This is a genomic window from uncultured Bacteroides sp., assembly GCF_910585845.1.
Lineage (GTDB): Bacteria > Bacteroidota > Bacteroidia > Bacteroidales > Bacteroidaceae > Bacteroides.
Genome location: NZ_CAJUHF010000004.1, coordinates 49711 through 65891 on the forward strand (window position 1 = coordinate 49711; position 16181 = coordinate 65891).

The window sequence follows — 16181 nt, forward strand, 5'->3', positions numbered from 1 at the left end:
TTATATAAAAAACATTGGAAGAGGCGTGGATTACATAAACCACGCCTTTTCCGTATCATTGCAGGCATATATCCGTTTTTTCTGTCATGAAACAAAACTTACCTACCCTTCCTGGTCCCATTGGCGTATTCGATTCCGGCTACGGCGGACTGACCATTTTGAGCAAGATCCGCGAAACCCTGCCCGAATACGATTACATCTATATCGGCGACAATGCACGTACGCCCTACGGTACACGCTCTTTCGAGATTGTATATGAATTTACGCTGCAAGCCGTAACCAAGCTATTCGAGATGGGATGCCACTTAGTCATCCTGGCATGCAACACCGCATCCGCCAAGGCACTACGCAGCATACAGATGAACGATCTGCCGCAAATGGATCCGGCACGACGTGTGTTGGGAGTAATCCGCCCTACCATAGAGTGCATCGAAAGCATCACCCACAGCCGCCATGTAGGCATACTTGCCACTACAGGAACCATCAAATCCGAATCCTATCCTCTGGAGATACACAAGCTTTTCCCGGATATTCAGGTGCAGGGCGAAGCCTGTCCATTATGGGTGCCACTTGTCGAGAACAATGAGACAGAAGGAGAAGGTACCGATTACTTCATTCGCAAATACATTGACGAACTGTTGGCAAAAGACAAGCTGATAGATTCCGTGATACTAGGCTGCACACACTATCCCCTGCTGTTACCCAAGATAAAGAAATACATGCCCCAAGGCATCACCATCGTCTCCCAAGGCGAACTGGTTGCCGACAGCCTGAAAGACTACCTGCACCGGCATCCCGAAATGGAAAGCAAATGTTCCAAAGGTGGACAATGCCGTTACTACACCACAGAGTCCGAAGAGAAATTCATCGAATCTGCCTCCACCTTCCTGAAAGAGGCGGTCACGGTACAAAAGGTTGAACTGTAGGTCTGAGAAGTTATCACTCTTTTCATCTATTAATTTTCAATTATCAACGATCAATTATCAACTGAATAAAATACACTGAGGGCAATCTTTTTTTCGGGATATTTGTTATATTTGTAGTATAGGACCCTAAAAACTTATCATTATGAGAAAAGAAGATAAAAGTAAACTCATAGAAGTATACAAAAGTTCGCCTTGGGAAGCCGAGCTTGTGAAAGGTTTGCTCAATGCCAGTAACATTCAGGCCATGCTTACAGATAGCGTAATCCCCAATGTCATTTTGCCCTCCACAGTGATGGATGTTGCCGTGCTTGTCAATGAGAAAGACTACGAAGTGGCAATGGAAATCATCAGAGAACGCGAAAAAAATACAGATGGAGAATAATCCTCTCCACACATGGAAACTTCACAGATATGCAACAACTGACAAGAATTGCCGTAAAAGTAGGCAGTAACGTACTTACGCGTCGTGACGGAACGCTCGACGTGACACGCATGTCCGCCTTGGTCGACCAGATAGCCGAGCTGCACAAGACGGGAGTAGAAATCATCCTCATATCGTCCGGTGCCGTAGCTTCCGGACGCAGCGAGGTGTACCCGACCAAGAAGCTGGACAGCGTAGATCAGCGCCAGCTCTTTTCCGCCGTAGGACAAGCCAAACTGATCAACCGCTATTATGAATTGTTCCGCGAACATGGCATTACCGTCGGACAAGTGCTGACCATGAAAGAGAATTTCTCTACCCGTCGGCACTACCTCAACCAGAAGAACTGCATGGCGGTCATGTTGGAAAATGGCATTATCCCTATCGTCAACGAGAATGATGCCGTCTCCGTCAGCGAACTGATGTTTACGGACAACGATGAACTGTCCGGTCTGATAGCCTCCATGATGGACGTGCAGGCACTGATCATACTAAGCAACATCGACGGAATCTACAACGGCTCGCCTGCCGACCCTGCCTCGCAAGTGATACGCGAAATCGGTCAAGGCAAAGACCTCTCCTCCTACATCCAGACATCGAAGTCCAGTTTCGGACGCGGTGGCATGTTGACCAAGACTAACATCGCCCGCAAAGTAGCCGATGAAGGCATCACAGTCATCATTGCCAACGGTAAGCGCGACAATATCCTCGTCGACCTGCTTCGACATCCGGAACAGACCCTTTGTACACGTTTCATCCCTGCTGATGCCCCCGTATCCAGCATCAAGAAATGGATTGCCCACAGCGAAGGCTTTGCTAAAGGCGAGCTTCACCTCGACCAATGCGCCACGGAAATCCTCGGTTCAGGAAAAGCAACCAGCATCCTCCCCATTGGCATCACAGCCATTTCAGGCGGGTTTGAGAAAGACGACATTGTGCGTATCATCGACTTCGACGGCAATCCCATAGGTGTGGGGAAAGCCAACTGCGATTCTGCACAGGCAAGGGAAGCCTTGGGGAAGCACGGCAAGAAGCCCGTGGTCCACTATGACTATCTGTACATCGAATAAGAAAGTATGTCAGAACTCACCACAAATCCCCCCCTGCCACAGCTATTTGTAGCAGAGGGGGATTTTTTCAAAAAAAGAGTTATAACACATCCTCCTTTATCAAAAAGAATAATAGATCTATTCGTTTTATAATCCCTTTTTAGCGTATTCCCACATCAGAATGCCCTCTGCAGGATGTACTTTTCGCCCGGCTGGGTCTGAATATCATATTCATATATCTTATAGAGAATCGGATATTGCGCCCTCAGGCCGGAAGCGACCAGCGGTTCCTTGATGGCTCCGCGCTTCATCAGCGGGTTGGGATTCTCGCCTTTTGCCTCTTTCAGTCCGTCACCCTGCAAGGGCACGTAGGAGCGGATGCGCAGGTTGCCACCGATGCGTGAAGTCACAGTCGCCGCAGTCAGTTCGCCACCGTCCCAATCCATATCTACTTCAAAAGCGCCGCGGGCCACCAGTCCTTTCACACTGCCTTTGCTCCAGGCTTCGGGCAGGGCGGGCAACAGGTGCAAGGCTTCGTCGTGGCTTTGCAGCAACATCTCCGCCACGCCTGCCGTGAATCCGAAGTTACCGTCAATCTGGAAAGGCGGATGCGCATCGAACAGGTTCGGGTAGGTACGCCCGTCCGGATTACCCTCTTCCACAAGGCTCAGCATGTTACGGATAATCTTATAGGCATGGTCGCCATCGAGCAGGCGCGCCCAAAGGTTGATCTTCCAGCCAATGGACCATCCGGTAGCCATGTCGCCCCGATAGAGAAGCGAGCGCTTAGCTGCCTGAAAGAGCTGCGGATGTGCATAAGGGGAAATCTGGTTGCTCGGATAGAGACCGTAGAGGTGGGAGACGTGACGATGCTCATTCTTCGGATCGTCTACATCGGCAAGCCACTCTTGCAATTGGTTATACTTGCCAATCTGCATGGGTGGCAGGCGGTCGATCATGTCTTGCAGGGTATCGCAATAGGCGGTACGCTCGGGGTAAAGCACCTTCGTGGCAGTGAGGACGGAGGTCAGGGCATCCAGCACGATCTGCGTGTCCATCGTGCAACCGGCAGTCAGCATGGTTCCGGTTCCCTCAGGACCATGTTCGGGTGACATGGAGGGGGCACACACCATCCAGCCATACTTGGGATGCTCGGTCAAAAAGTCGAGGAAGAAGTCGGCAGCTCCTTTCAGGGCAGGATAGGCGGACGAGAGGAATGCACGGTCGCCCGTGTAGAGGTAGTGTTGCCACAGATGCTGGCTCAACCATGCACCTCCCAAGGGCCAAACGTAGGATGCACCGTCTACCGGCCCTGACATACGCCACAAGTCTGTGTTGTGATGCACCGTCCATCCACGGCAGTCATATAGCGTGCGGGCGGTTCCTTGTGCCGATTCGGAGAGCTCCTTCACCATCTGGAACAGCGGCTCGTGCATTTCCGAGAGGTTGGTCACCTCGGCGGGCCAGTAGTTCATCTCGGTATTGATGTTGATGGTGTACTTTCCATCCCACGGAGCCAAAAGCGACTGGTTCCAAATGCCTTGCAAGCCGGCAGGCTGTCCGCCGGGCTGTGAAGAGGAGATCAGCAGGTAACGGCCGAACTGGAACATCAGTGCCACCAGTCCTGGATCTTTGCCCTGGTTGAAGCGCCGGATACGTTCGGAAGTCTCTTCCGTGCTGGAAGTCCCGACGTTCAGAGAGACACGGCCGAACAGTTTCCGGTAAGCCGCTTCGTGGGCAGACAAGGCTGCGGTATAGGAGGTCTTCACGGCTTTATTCATAAAGTCGGCGGCACGGCGGGATGGGTTGGCGCTGACGTCTTTGTAGTTGACGAAGTTGGTTGCCGCCGTCACATAAATCACGGCAGCATCTGCGCCTTTCACTTCGATGCAGTCATTGTTCACGCTCACTGTTCCCTTCTCCGCCTTGATGCGGGTGCGGGTTTCGAAGCGGATGGCAGCCGGTACACCTTCGTGGTCGGAACCGTTGCCGCACAAGAGGAGGTCTTTTCCGCTCTTCTTCACGGTATATTTCTTATGGGGAGTGGTATAGCGGGTAACAAAACTGATTGCCCCGGGTTTGTCTGCCTCAATGCGGACGATCAAAGCATTATCCGTTAAGGAGGTGAACAGGGTGCGAGTGTAGTTCACTTCACCTATCTTATAATGTACTGACGCCACGGCTCTCTCCAAGTCCAGTTCCCGACGGTATTCGGAATAACCGGCATGTCCGTCGAACTCCAGCATCAGGCTACCGATGGTTTGGAAAGGCATGCCGTGCTGTCCGGTGAAGAAGTTGCCGGCAATCAACTTTTCAGCCTCTTTCTCGCGACCACTGAAGAGCAGTTCCCTGACTTTGGGCAATACGCCCAGCGCCTTCTCACTGTCGTTGCGGTGCGGACCGCCGCCCCACAGCGTCTCTTCATTCAGCTGTATCTGTTCGTTAACTACTCCGCCATAGATCATGGCGCCTAAACGTGAGTTGCCCAAAGGCAATGCTTCGGTCCATACTTTAGCGGGCTGGCTGTACCACAGCTTCAAGTCATCGGCTTTTGCCATCAGACAGCAGGCACACACTATAAGCAGACCTGTCAAACGGTGTTTCATGACATTGTTAATTTGAGTTTCGCAAGCGAAACTTGAGTTGTTAATTATGAGCCTGTGAAGAAAATTCAAACAGGCTCTATGTTTTCCGAATGCAAAGAAAAGCAAGATCCATTAATAAAGCAAATAAAAAAGAATTAATACCCGCTTAAAATCTGCTTAACGGAAGGATTTTCTACGATGCTACTGTCGAGTCGGTTCACTCCCCTTTCTTTTTCAGAGAGATAAAGCGCGGTTTCTTAATATAATTGTTACCTTTGCAAAACAATCAATACCCAAAAGTACAATAGTAGAAATGAACTTAAACAAAGTATTTGCTGACGTGCAGGATGCCAGCCGTGAATTGTTATCGTTAAGCGACAACGATATCAACCGGATACTACATGCCGTGGCAGACGCCGCCATAGCCCGGACAGACTTCATCCTTACCGAAAACCGGAAGGACCTGGAACGCATGAATCCGCAGGACCCGAAGTTCGACCGACTGAAACTGACCGCAGAACGCCTGCAAGGCATTGCCGCCGACACGCGCAACGTAGCCACTCTGCCTTCTCCCCTCCGACGCGTCCTGAAGAAGGCCACGCATCCGAAGGGAATGCGCCTCACCAAGGTCAGTGTCCCGTTCGGTGTCATCGGCATCATCTACGAAGCACGTCCCAATGTCAGTTTCGACGTATTCGCCCTCTGCCTGAAGAGCGGGAATGCCTGCATACTGAAAGGCGGCAGCGATGCAGACTGTTCCAACCGTGCCATCATCCGCATCATACACGATGTGCTGGCAAAATTCAACGTCAACCCGCACATCGTCGAACTGCTTCCCGCCGACCGCGAAGCGACTGCCCAACTGCTGAATGCCCGAGGCTACGTGGACCTGCTTATCCCGCGCGGCAGCAGTAGCCTGATCAACTTTGTACGCCAAAATGCCACCATACCGGTCATTGAGACCGGTGCAGGCATCTGTCATACCTTCTTCGACCGCGACGGAGACATCGCAAAAGGTGCCGCCATCATCCACAACGCCAAGACGCGCCGCGTCAGCGTGTGCAACGCCCTGGACTGTCTGCTGATTGACGCCGGACGCACCGCCGATCTGCCCGCCCTCTGCCGCCCGCTGTCGGGAAAGAACGTGATCATCTACGCCGATCCCTGCGCTTACAACGCTCTGCGAGGCCATTATCCGGACACTTTGCTGCAAGAAGCCACCGACAAGGATTTCGGCACCGAGTTTCTGGACTACAAGATGTCCGTCAAGACCGTACAGTCTGTCGACGAAGCCATCCGCCACATCCAGACCTACGGCTCCAAACACAGCGAATGCATCGTGACTGAGAACCCTGCCCATGCCGACCGGTTCTGCCGCGAAGTGGATGCTGCCTGCGTCTACGTCAACGTGCCGACCTCCTTCACCGACGGAGCGCAATTCGGACTGGGTGCCGAGATCGGCATCAGCACGCAGAAATTACACGCCCGTGGTCCGATGGCACTGGAGGAACTCACAACGTATAAGTGGATCGTTGAAGGAGAAGGACAGGTGAGAGAATGAAAATAAAGCAAATCATAATCCCAAATTATAGATATGAAAAAGTTTACTTGCGTGCAGGACATCGGAGACCTGAGAGCTGCACTGAATGAAGCATTCGAGATTAAGAAAGACCGTTTCAAATACGTAGAGTTAGGCAGGAACAAGACGCTGATGATGATATTCTTCAACTCCAGCCTCCGCACACGCCTCAGCACACAGAAGGCGGCCATGAACCTCGGCATGAATGTCATCGTGCTCGACATCAACCAAGGTGCCTGGAAGCTGGAGACGGAACGCGGCGTCATCATGGACGGCGACAAGCCCGAACATCTGCTGGAAGCCATCCCCGTCATGGGATGTTACTGCGACATCATCGGCGTACGCTCCTTTGCCCGCTTCGAAAACAAGGAGGATGACTACAACGAGGTCATCATCAACCAATTCATCAAGTACTCCGGACGTCCGGTATTCTCGATGGAAGCTGCCACACGCCACCCCCTGCAGAGCTTTGCCGACCTCATCACCATCGAAGAATACAAGAAGACGCCACGCCCCAAAGTGGTCATGACCTGGGCGCCGCATCCCCGCCCATTACCGCAAGCCGTGCCCAACTCCTTCGCCGAATGGATGAACGCCACTGACTATGACTTTGTCATCACCCACCCCGAAGGTTATGAACTCGACCCGCAGTTCGTAGGCAATGCCCGTGTGGAATACGACCAGATGAAGGCATTCGAAGGCGCCGACTTCGTCTATGCCAAGAACTGGGCGGCATACATGGGCGACAACTACGGGCAAATCCTGAGCAAAGACCGCGAATGGACCGTCAGCGACCGGCAGATGGCAGTCACCAACAACGCCTACTTCATGCATTGTCTGCCCGTAAGGCGCAATATGATCGTAACGGACGACGTCATCGAAAGCCCGCAATCCATTGTGATTCCCGAAGCAGCCAACCGTGAAATCTCAGCGACAGTGGTGCTGAAGAGGCTGCTCGAATCGTTATAAGAAGTGAGCGGCGGAGAGGCTTAAGTCACCTGATTCCCAAAAAGAAGAATCTGCCCGAGAATCCGGATATGGAATAAATCCGTCTCGTGAGAAGAAAATATCCGTCCCGTGAGAGGAATTTTTTCACCTCACGGGACGATTTTTTTCACCTCACGAGATGATTTTTTTCGTCTCACGAGAGGAATCCTACATCAAAAATACTCTTGCTTATTTTGTACTGCCTACGGTTTGCATTATCTTTGCTGTTGAAAAGCGAAGATAAGTTGCACTTTGGCGGAACAAAATGAACCAGTTCATTTTATTCTGCACTTAGTTTGCACTATCTTTGCCCCTGATAAATAACAAGTAAGGATTATGACTATAAAGGATTTCTTTTCTTTCCGACAGAACAAGTTTTTCTGGTTCAACCTGATTGCAATGGTCGGCGTAGTGGTTATTGCCCTATTCGGCGTCCTGAAAGGACTGGACGTCTACACCCGCCACGGTGAAGCAATAGTAGTGCCCAACGTGAAAGGCATGACAGTGACAGAAGCCGGAAAACTCTTCCGCAACCACAAACTGAACTACATCGTTTCCGACTCCACCTACGTGAAAGAACAGCCCGCCGGCTGCATCCTCGACTATCACCCCGCCTCCGGACAACGAGTGAAAGAAGGAAGAACCATCTATCTGACCATAAACACCCAAAACATCCCCCTACAGGCCGTTCCCGACATCGCCGACAACAGTTCCATGCGCCAGGCACAAGCACGCCTGCTTGCCACCGGATTCAAACTGACCGAACATGAATACATATCCGGCGAGAAAGATTGGGTGTACGGAGTGAAGTATAACGGACATACTCTGACCAACGGCGAGAAAGTCCCTATGGGTGCCACGCTCACCTTGGTCGTAGGCGACGGCGGAGAACAGCTGCAAGAAGACTCCTCCTCCCCAACGGAAACCCAAGTGCCCGTCTCCTCCGAAAGTTCTGCGGCAGACGAGTCCTGGTTCTGACCCCGCACGGCGGAAGACTGAGACAACTCTTTCATTACAGTATCCTACATTCATCAACAGTATCCCACATAGAGTATAACCAAGAATAAAGAGACATGATAGAAGAATTGCCGGACGACATAGCAACTGACGACCTGGACGATGTGGAACCCGTCGGTGACGAAGCGCAACTCTACGAGCACTTCCGCATCGTTGTGGACAAGGGTCAAGAGATGATACGCGTAGACAAGTATCTGTTCGACCGCCTGACGAACGCCTCGCGCAACCGTATCCAGAAAGCTGCGGAGGCCGGCTGCATCATGGCAAACGGAAAGCCCGTGAAGAGTAGCTACAAGGTGAAACCGATGGACGTCATCACTCTAATGATGGATCGCCCGCGCTACGAAAACGAGGTCATCCCCGAAGATATCCCGCTCAACATCGTCTACGAAGACGACTACCTCATGGTGGTGAACAAGCCCGCCGGACTGGTGGTGCATCCGGGACACGGAAACTACCGCGGAACGTTGGTCAACGCCATTGCCTGGCACATGAAAGATAATCCCCGATACGATGCCAACGACCCTCATGTCGGTCTTGTACACCGCATCGACAAAGATACATCCGGACTGCTCGTCATCGCCAAGACCCCGGATGCCAAGACCAACCTCGGCATGCAGTTCTTCAACAAGACCACCAAACGGCGTTACCGCGCCTTGGTGTGGGGCACTGTAGAACAGGACGAAGGAACCGTAGTCGGCAACATCGGACGCAACCCCAAAGACCGCATGCAAATGGCCGTCTTGCCCGACGACCAAGGCAAGCATGCCGTAACCCACTACCGGGTGCTGGAACGCCTGGGCTACGTCACCCTCGTCGAATGCATCCTCGAGACCGGACGCACGCACCAGATACGAGTGCACATGAAGCACATCGGGCACGTCCTCTTCAACGACGAGCGCTACGGAGGACACGAGATCCTGAAAGGAACCCATTTCAGCAAGTACAAACAATTCGTAAACAACTGCTTCGACACTTGCCCGCGGCAGGCACTGCATGCCATGACGCTGGGGTTTGTGCATCCCGTCACCGGCGAGGAGATGCACTTCACCTCAGAACTGCCCGACGACATGACCCGGCTGATAGACAAATGGAGAGGCTATATCAGTAATAGGAATTTAGAATGAAACGCACAATCGCTATCGTTTGCGGAGGAGACACCTCCGAATTTGAAGTTTCCTTGCGCAGTGCACAAGGAATCTATTCCTTCATCGACAAGGAAAAGTACACCTTATATATCGTAGAAATGAAGGGCTTGGACTGGCATGCCCAGCTACCCGACGGCAACAAAGCTCCCATCGACCGGAATGACTTCAGTTTCCAACTGGACGGCAAGAAGGTGACGTTCGACTTTGCCTACATCACCATCCACGGCACTCCGGGAGAAGACGGACGCCTGCAAGGCTACTTCGACATGCTGCATATCCCCTACTCCTGCTGCGGAGTGCTGGCAGCATCGCTCACCTACAACAAGTTCGCTTGCAGCCAATATCTGCATGCCTTCGGTGTGCGCATAGCCGAATCGCTGCTACTGCGCGAAGGACAGTCCGTCTCCGACGAAGACGTGATGGAGAAGATCGGTTTGCCCTGTTTCGTCAAGCCCAGCCTGGGAGGTTCCAGCTTCGGCGTGAGCAAGGTGAAGACCAAAGAGGAGATACAGCCTGCCATCGCCAAAGCCTTCGAAGAGGCGCAGGAAGTACTGGTGGAAGCCTTCATGGACGGTACCGAAATCACCTGCGGCTGTTACAAGACTAAGGAGAAGTCCGTCGTATTCCCCATCACCGAAGTGGTGACCCACAACGAATACTTCGACTACAAAGCCAAGTATGACGGCGAATCGGACGAAATCACTCCGGCCCGCATCTCGGACGAACTGACCCAACGCGTGCAGAAGCTCACTTCCGCCATCTACGACATACTGAGCGCCTCCGGCATCATCCGCGTGGACTACATCATCACCGCCGGCGAAACCATCAACCTGCTGGAAGTGAACACCACCCCCGGAATGACCACCACCAGCTTCATCCCCCAGCAAGTGCGTGCCGCCGGGTTAGATATCAAGGATGTCATGACAGATATCATAGAAAACCAGTTTAACACTCACTGCTAAAACGACAATCATTATGGAAGTGGAATTTGATGAAATCCGTCCTTATCACGATGAAGAACTCCCCCAGATCATGGAGGAACTGATTGCCGACCCCGCCTTCAGGCAAGCGGCTACTACCGTCCTTCCGGAAGTCCCCTTCGAGGCGATCGCTCCGAAAATGCGGGCCTGCAAGACGAAACTGGAATTCCAGAAGACATTTTGCTACCCGCTGCTGAAGAAACTAACCAAGGAAGCGGCATTAGGAATGACCCTGGATCATACCGCACTTGCCGACAAGCAGGCTGCCTATACCTATATATCCAATCACAGGGATATCATCCTCGACTCCGGTTTCCTTTCCATAGGACTGATAGAACAAGGCATGGACACCGTGGAAATAGCCATCGGCGACAACCTGCTCATCTACCCTTGGATCAAGAAGTTCGTGCGCGTCAACAAGTCGTTCATCGTGCAGCGTTCGCTCACCATGCGCCAGATGCTGGAAGCGTCGGCACGCATGTCGCGCTATATGCACCACACCATCAAGGATAAGAACCAGTCCATCTGGATCGCCCAACGCGAAGGACGTGCCAAAGACTCGAACGACCGTACCCAGGAAAGCGTGCTCAAGATGCTTGCCATCGGCGGCGAAGGACACCTCATCGAACGGCTCACCGAAATGAACATCGTGCCGTTAGCCATCTCCTACGAATACGACCCGTGCGACTACCTGAAGGCGCAGGAGTTCCAACAGAAACGCGACAACCCGGAATATAAGAAGACGCAGGCAGACGACCTGAAGAACATGCATACCGGACTGTTCGGATTCAAAGGCAGAGTACACTTCCAAGTGGCGAACTGCATCAACGAGGAGTTGGAAAAGCTGGACCGCTCCCTTCCGAAGCCCGAACTCTTCGCACAGATCGCCGCTCTCATTGACCGGAAAATCCATGCGAACTACCGCATCTATCCCGGCAATTACATTGCACACGACTGCCTGTCGGGCACAGATGCCTTCTGCGGGCAGTATACTGTCGAAGAGAAACAGCACTTCATGGAATACATCGACCGCCAGCTCGACCGCATCGAACTGGAGCACAAAGACATCGCCTTCCTGCGCGAGAAGCTGTTGCTGATGTACGCCAACCCGCTGACCAACTATCTCGCCGCCCAAGGGCAGCAGAACGAAGCCAAGTAATGTAACCCACCTGAAAACCATAGAAGAGAGATGAAAGGCAAGAGTCACTTCACTATTTACCTATTCCGGCTGCTCCCAGTGTTGCTCTGTATACTGGCAGCTGCGTGCAGCGATGACGATGGTTATCATTATCCGTCCGTCAAACTGGAGTTTCTGACAGCACAGGCAGACGGCAACGGCAACATCAAATCCATCCTGACCGACGAGGGAGAGACTTTCACCGTAGTGGAGAACGCATCGGACACACGCCTCGATGCCCATGCCTCGGCACGCATAGTCGCCAACTATGGTCCGGCAACTACGTCCGACAATGCATCGGGAGTGAAACTGTACGCCTCGCTGATCGCCATATCGCCCGCGCCCAAACCGGAATCGGAGTTCAAAGACGGAGTGAAGAACGATCCAGCCGACGTCACCAGCATCTGGATGGGACTTGACTATCTGAACATCATACTGGACATCAAGGCACAGAACGGCAAACACGCCTTCCACTTCATCGAAGACGAGGTGGGCACGGATGCGGAGACCGGTCGCCGATTCGTCCATGTGCGGCTCTATCACAGCACCGACGATGTGCAGGCATACAGCCGACGCGCCTATCTTTCCCTTCCACTACGGCAATACGTAGAAGATGGGATGGAGAAGATGGATGTGCGCTTCTCCCTTATGACCTACTCCGGTGAGGAAAAGAGCTACGAATTTGAGTATAACCCCAAATAGATTGAGTATAAATCCCAAATAGAAATCATCCGATGAAAATCCTTATAGCAAGCATATACCTGTCACTTGGCTCCTTATTCTCCTGCCAGCAGAAAGGAGAGTTCAAGTCTGTCTCGGTGGAAGAGTTTTCCACCATCATTATCGACCCCGATGTTCAACGGTTGGACGTACGTACCGTTGCAGAATATTCGGAAGCGCACATTCCGGGCAGCATCAACATCAACGTGCTGGGCAAGGAGTTTCCGGCAATCGCCGATTCCCTCCTGCAGAAAGAAAAGCCCGTAGCAGTCTATTGCCGCAGCGGTAAGCGCAGCAAGAAAGCCGCTGCACTGCTCAGCCAAAAAGGCTATCTGGTCTATGAACTCAACGAAGGGTTTGAGGGATGGAAAAAGGCAGGGCACTAAAAAAAGCCGCAAGCAACTCTCACAGTTCCTTGCGGCTTTTCTTTAATTTCTTCAAGCTCACGCTTTCACTCCGTTATATTCGTCAGAAACAGTCAGTTTCTTGCGACCCTTAGCACGACGTGCGGCCAATACTCTGCGACCGTTAGCGGTAGCCATTCTCTCACGGAAACCGTGTTTGTTTTTTCTCTTTCTGTTAGAGGGTTGAAATGTTCTTTTCATTGCTGTATCTTGTTTTATGTTATTATTTCACGTAATCGGGCTGCAAAAATAGAGACTTTTTTCAAAATAACCAAGCGTTAAGTCTTTTTCTCTCAAAACTTTTTGCGATTTTTACCGATTTCCATTACTTTTGCATCCGCAAAGTTCACTAAAAACAATTAAATTACATCTAAAATAAAATATATCAGTATGATTAATGCCCAAGACATTAAAATCGGAACTTGCATCCGAATGGATAACAAGTTGTATTTCTGCATCGACTTCCTGCATGTAAAACCGGGAAAAGGTAACACGTTCATGCGTGTGAAACTGAAAGACGTGGTAAACGGCTACGTACTCGAACGTCGTTTCAACATCGGTGAAAAACTGGAAGACGTACGCGTAGAACGCCGTCCGCACCAGTTCTTGTATAAAGAAGGCGAAGACTATATCTTCATGAACCAAGAGACCTTCGACCAACACCCCATCGCTCACGACCTGATCAACGGTGTTGACTTCCTGCTGGAAGGAATGGTGCTCGACGTAGTATCCGACGCTTCTACCGAAACCGTACTTTATGCCGACATGCCTATCAAGGTTCAGATGAAGATCACTTATACGGAACCTGGTCTGAAGGGTGATACTGCCACCAACACGCTGAAACCTGCCACTGTTGAGTCAGGTGCTACCGTACGCGTTCCCTTGTTCATCAACGAAGGTGAAATAATCGAAATCGATACGCGCGACGGTTCTTACGTCAGCCGCGTAAAAGCATAAAATTATCGTTCTCATTGATTTTTTGCACTGCTTGTCGGGAGTTCCTTCTTCCGGCAAGCAGTTTTTTTTCGTCCTCAGTGGAAAAGAAAAGACAAATAAAAGCGGTATCGAGAAATAAAGGTTTATCTTTGTTGGCGAAACCAAACCTGAATTGGCGAAAACAAAACAGGATTGGCGAAAACAAATCCCCAAAAAGAGTGATGCATTTATGAAATATTCCATCATCGTTCCCGTTTACAACCGTCCCGAAGAAGTGGACGAACTGCTGGAAAGTCTGACGAAACAACAACTCAGGGACTTTGAAGTCGTAATCGTGGAAGACGGCTCGTCGGCTCCCTGTCAGGAAATAGCGGAGAAATACCAGAACAAGCTGGACATCCACTACTACTACAAGTCCAACTCCGGTCCCGGACAGAGCCGCAACTACGGTGCTGAACGGAGCAAAGGCGAATATCTGATCGTACTGGATTCCGACTGCATCCTGCCCGCAGGCTACCTCTCGGCAGTCGACCAGGAGCTTCTCTCCTCCCCTGCCGATGCCTTCGGCGGACCGGACCGGGCGCATGCCTCCTTCAGCAACATACAGAAAGCCATCAACTACTCGATGACCTCTTTCTTCACTACAGGGGGCATCCGTGGAGGGAAAAAGAAGATGGATAAGTTCTATCCGCGCAGTTTCAACATGGGAATCAAGCGGGAAGTGTACGTGGCATTGGGCGGATTCTCCAAGATGCGCTTTGGCGAGGACATCGATTTCAGTATCCGCATTTTCAAGGGAGGTTATCGTTGCCGGCTGTTTCCAAATGCTTGGGTGTATCACAAGCGGCGTACGGACCTGAAGAAGTTCTTCAAGCAGGTGCACAACTCAGGCATCGCACGCATCAATCTGTATAAGAAGTATCCCGAATCGTTGAAGATCGTCCACTTGTTGCCGGCAGTGTTCACACTGGGCACGGCTGTGTTGCTGCTCGGCGCGCCGTTCTGCCCCTACAGCCTACTGCCTATCGGACTATATGCCCTGCTGGTATGTGCCGATTCTACCGTCAAAAACCGGAGCCTGCGCATTGGCGTCTACTCCATTGCCGCCTCTTTCATCCAACTCATCGGCTACGGGACGGGCTTCTGGCGGGCATGGTGGAAGCGTTGCGTACGGGGAAAGGATGAATTTGAAGCGTTCAAGAAGAACTTCTACAAGTAATGTGCAACGCACACGCCACTATGTTCTATACAACTCCAACCCAAACCATCGATACCAATGAATAAACTCAACATAAACCAGTGGGCTAAAGAAGACCGCCCGCGAGAGAAGATGATGCTTAAAGGTGCAGAAGCCCTGAGCGATGCCGAACTGCTTGCCATCCTTATCGGTTCGGGCAACACGGAGGAGAGTGCCGTAGCCCTGATGCAGCGCGTACTTGCGGAGTGCGGCAACGACCTGAACCAGTTGGGCAAATGGGAAGTGCGTGACTTCGCGCGCTTCAAAGGTTTCGGTCCCGCCAAAAGCATCAGTATCATGGCGGCACTGGAACTGGGCAAGCGCCGCAAACAGCAGGAACGTCCGGAACGCGCCACTATCCGTTGCTCACAGGATATCCACGAGATCTTCCACCCGCTGCTCTGCGACCTGCCTTACGAGGAGTTCTGGGTATTGCTGCTCAATCAGGCTTCGCGCGTAATCAGCAAAATCCGCATCAGCAGCGGAGGCATAGACCAGACTTGTGCCGACGTGCGCACCATCCTTCGCGAGGCTCTGTTGCAACGTGCCACGCAGATAGCACTCATTCACAACCATCCTTCCGGCAACACCACACCAAGCAATGCCGACCGGCAATTGACGCAACTCGTCAAAAAAGGAGGGGAAACGATGAACATCCGCCTCATCGACCACATTATCGTGACGGACAGAAGCTACTACAGTTTCACTGACGAAGGGATACTCTAAGCCTATCGCCCGAACGACAGTTATAGTCAAACAAAATTAAATTGCGAGAAGACAAGAGAAAAAGGCATACCTTTCTTCCCAACCTTAGGTTTAGTAAGCTAAAGTTAAGGTTTATGCCGCTAAACCTTAGCTTTATCATGTTTACTTTGCCTTCTCTTTGTGACTATGCAAAATGTTTCACCATAAACATTTGTGTACTACACGATTAACAAATAAAGTGAAAGATGTGAGGGATGAAATACGGTACTTATTTTCGATTACTCTTTTAGTTCGGAGGAATGCATCACAC

16 protein-coding genes are annotated in these 16181 nt (G+C 51.6%); 14 read left to right on the top strand and 2 right to left on the bottom strand.

All coding sequences use genetic code 11. From position 1 onward, the window contains the following. The first annotated feature begins 86 nt into the window (after positions 1-86). From murI to proB, 3 genes are all read left to right on the top strand, one after another. A complete protein-coding gene (gene murI / locus QZ323_RS02075) occupies positions 87-926 on the top strand; it encodes a glutamate racemase (RefSeq protein WP_294632424.1) in 840 nt (279 codons plus the stop codon). 142 nt (positions 927-1068) lie between these two features. Next, positions 1069-1308, top strand: coding sequence for a DUF2007-related protein (locus tag QZ323_RS02080; protein WP_294632426.1), 240 nt, complete (start codon positions 1069-1071; stop codon positions 1306-1308). A 29-nt stretch (positions 1309-1337) separates the two neighbouring features. Next, positions 1338-2417: a glutamate 5-kinase gene (proB, locus tag QZ323_RS02085; RefSeq protein WP_294632428.1), complete on the top strand. Its 1080-nt coding sequence runs from the start codon at positions 1338-1340 to the stop codon at positions 2415-2417. A 155-nt stretch (positions 2418-2572) separates the two neighbouring features. Here the strand turns inward: proB and QZ323_RS02090 are convergent, their stop codons facing one another. Further along, positions 2573-5002, bottom strand: a complete 2430-nt coding sequence (locus QZ323_RS02090; protein WP_294632430.1) for a glycoside hydrolase family 95 protein — start codon at positions 5000-5002, stop codon at positions 2573-2575. 292 nt (positions 5003-5294) lie between these two features. Between QZ323_RS02090 and QZ323_RS02095 the strand changes: the two genes are divergently transcribed. From QZ323_RS02095 to QZ323_RS02130, 8 genes are all read left to right on the top strand, one after another. After that, complete coding sequence (locus QZ323_RS02095; RefSeq protein WP_294632432.1) at positions 5295-6542, top strand: glutamate-5-semialdehyde dehydrogenase; 1248 nt, start codon at positions 5295-5297, stop codon at positions 6540-6542. Positions 6543-6575: 33 nt separating this feature from the next. Further along, on the top strand, positions 6576-7529 hold the full coding sequence (locus tag QZ323_RS02100) for an acetylornithine carbamoyltransferase (RefSeq protein ID WP_294632433.1): 954 nt from the start codon (positions 6576-6578) through the stop codon (positions 7527-7529). Between the two features lie 354 nt (positions 7530-7883). After that, positions 7884-8525, top strand: a complete 642-nt coding sequence (locus QZ323_RS02105) for a PASTA domain-containing protein (RefSeq protein ID WP_294632434.1) — start codon at positions 7884-7886, stop codon at positions 8523-8525. 95 nt (positions 8526-8620) lie between these two features. After that, complete coding sequence (locus tag QZ323_RS02110; protein ID WP_294632435.1) at positions 8621-9691, top strand: RluA family pseudouridine synthase; 1071 nt, start codon at positions 8621-8623, stop codon at positions 9689-9691. Then, the gene (locus tag QZ323_RS02115; protein WP_294632437.1) at positions 9688-10674 is read left to right on the top strand and encodes a D-alanine--D-alanine ligase; all 987 of its coding nucleotides are present in this window, start codon (positions 9688-9690) and stop codon (positions 10672-10674) included. Before QZ323_RS02110 ends, QZ323_RS02115 begins: the two co-directional genes overlap by 4 nt. 13 nt (positions 10675-10687) lie before the next feature. Further along, positions 10688-11851 (top strand): acyltransferase, encoded by a 1164-nt coding sequence (locus QZ323_RS02120; protein WP_294632439.1) that lies wholly within the window; start codon positions 10688-10690, stop codon positions 11849-11851. Positions 11852-11881: 30 nt separating this feature from the next. After that, positions 11882-12571, top strand: coding sequence for a NigD-like C-terminal domain-containing protein (locus QZ323_RS02125; protein WP_294632441.1), 690 nt, complete (start codon positions 11882-11884; stop codon positions 12569-12571). A gap of 32 nt (positions 12572-12603) precedes the next feature. After that, the gene (locus QZ323_RS02130) at positions 12604-12975 is read left to right on the top strand and encodes a rhodanese-like domain-containing protein (protein WP_294632443.1); all 372 of its coding nucleotides are present in this window, start codon (positions 12604-12606) and stop codon (positions 12973-12975) included. Positions 12976-13032: 57 nt separating this feature from the next. Here the strand turns inward: QZ323_RS02130 and rpmH are convergent, their stop codons facing one another. After that, the gene (rpmH, locus tag QZ323_RS02135) at positions 13033-13194 is read right to left on the bottom strand and encodes a 50S ribosomal protein L34 (RefSeq protein ID WP_004292199.1); all 162 of its coding nucleotides are present in this window, start codon (positions 13192-13194) and stop codon (positions 13033-13035) included. 189 nt (positions 13195-13383) lie between these two features. Between rpmH and efp the strand changes: the two genes are divergently transcribed. From efp to radC, 3 genes are all read left to right on the top strand, one after another. Next, positions 13384-13950: an elongation factor P gene (gene efp, locus QZ323_RS02140; protein WP_294632444.1), complete on the top strand. Its 567-nt coding sequence runs from the start codon at positions 13384-13386 to the stop codon at positions 13948-13950. Between the two features lie 208 nt (positions 13951-14158). Beyond that, a complete protein-coding gene (locus tag QZ323_RS02145) occupies positions 14159-15148 on the top strand; it encodes a glycosyltransferase (RefSeq protein ID WP_294632445.1) in 990 nt (329 codons plus the stop codon). Between the two features lie 57 nt (positions 15149-15205). After that, entirely contained in the window at positions 15206-15892 is a 687-nt protein-coding gene (gene radC, locus QZ323_RS02150; RefSeq protein WP_294632447.1) for a DNA repair protein RadC, read from the top strand. Positions 15893-16181: the final 289 nt, after the last annotated feature.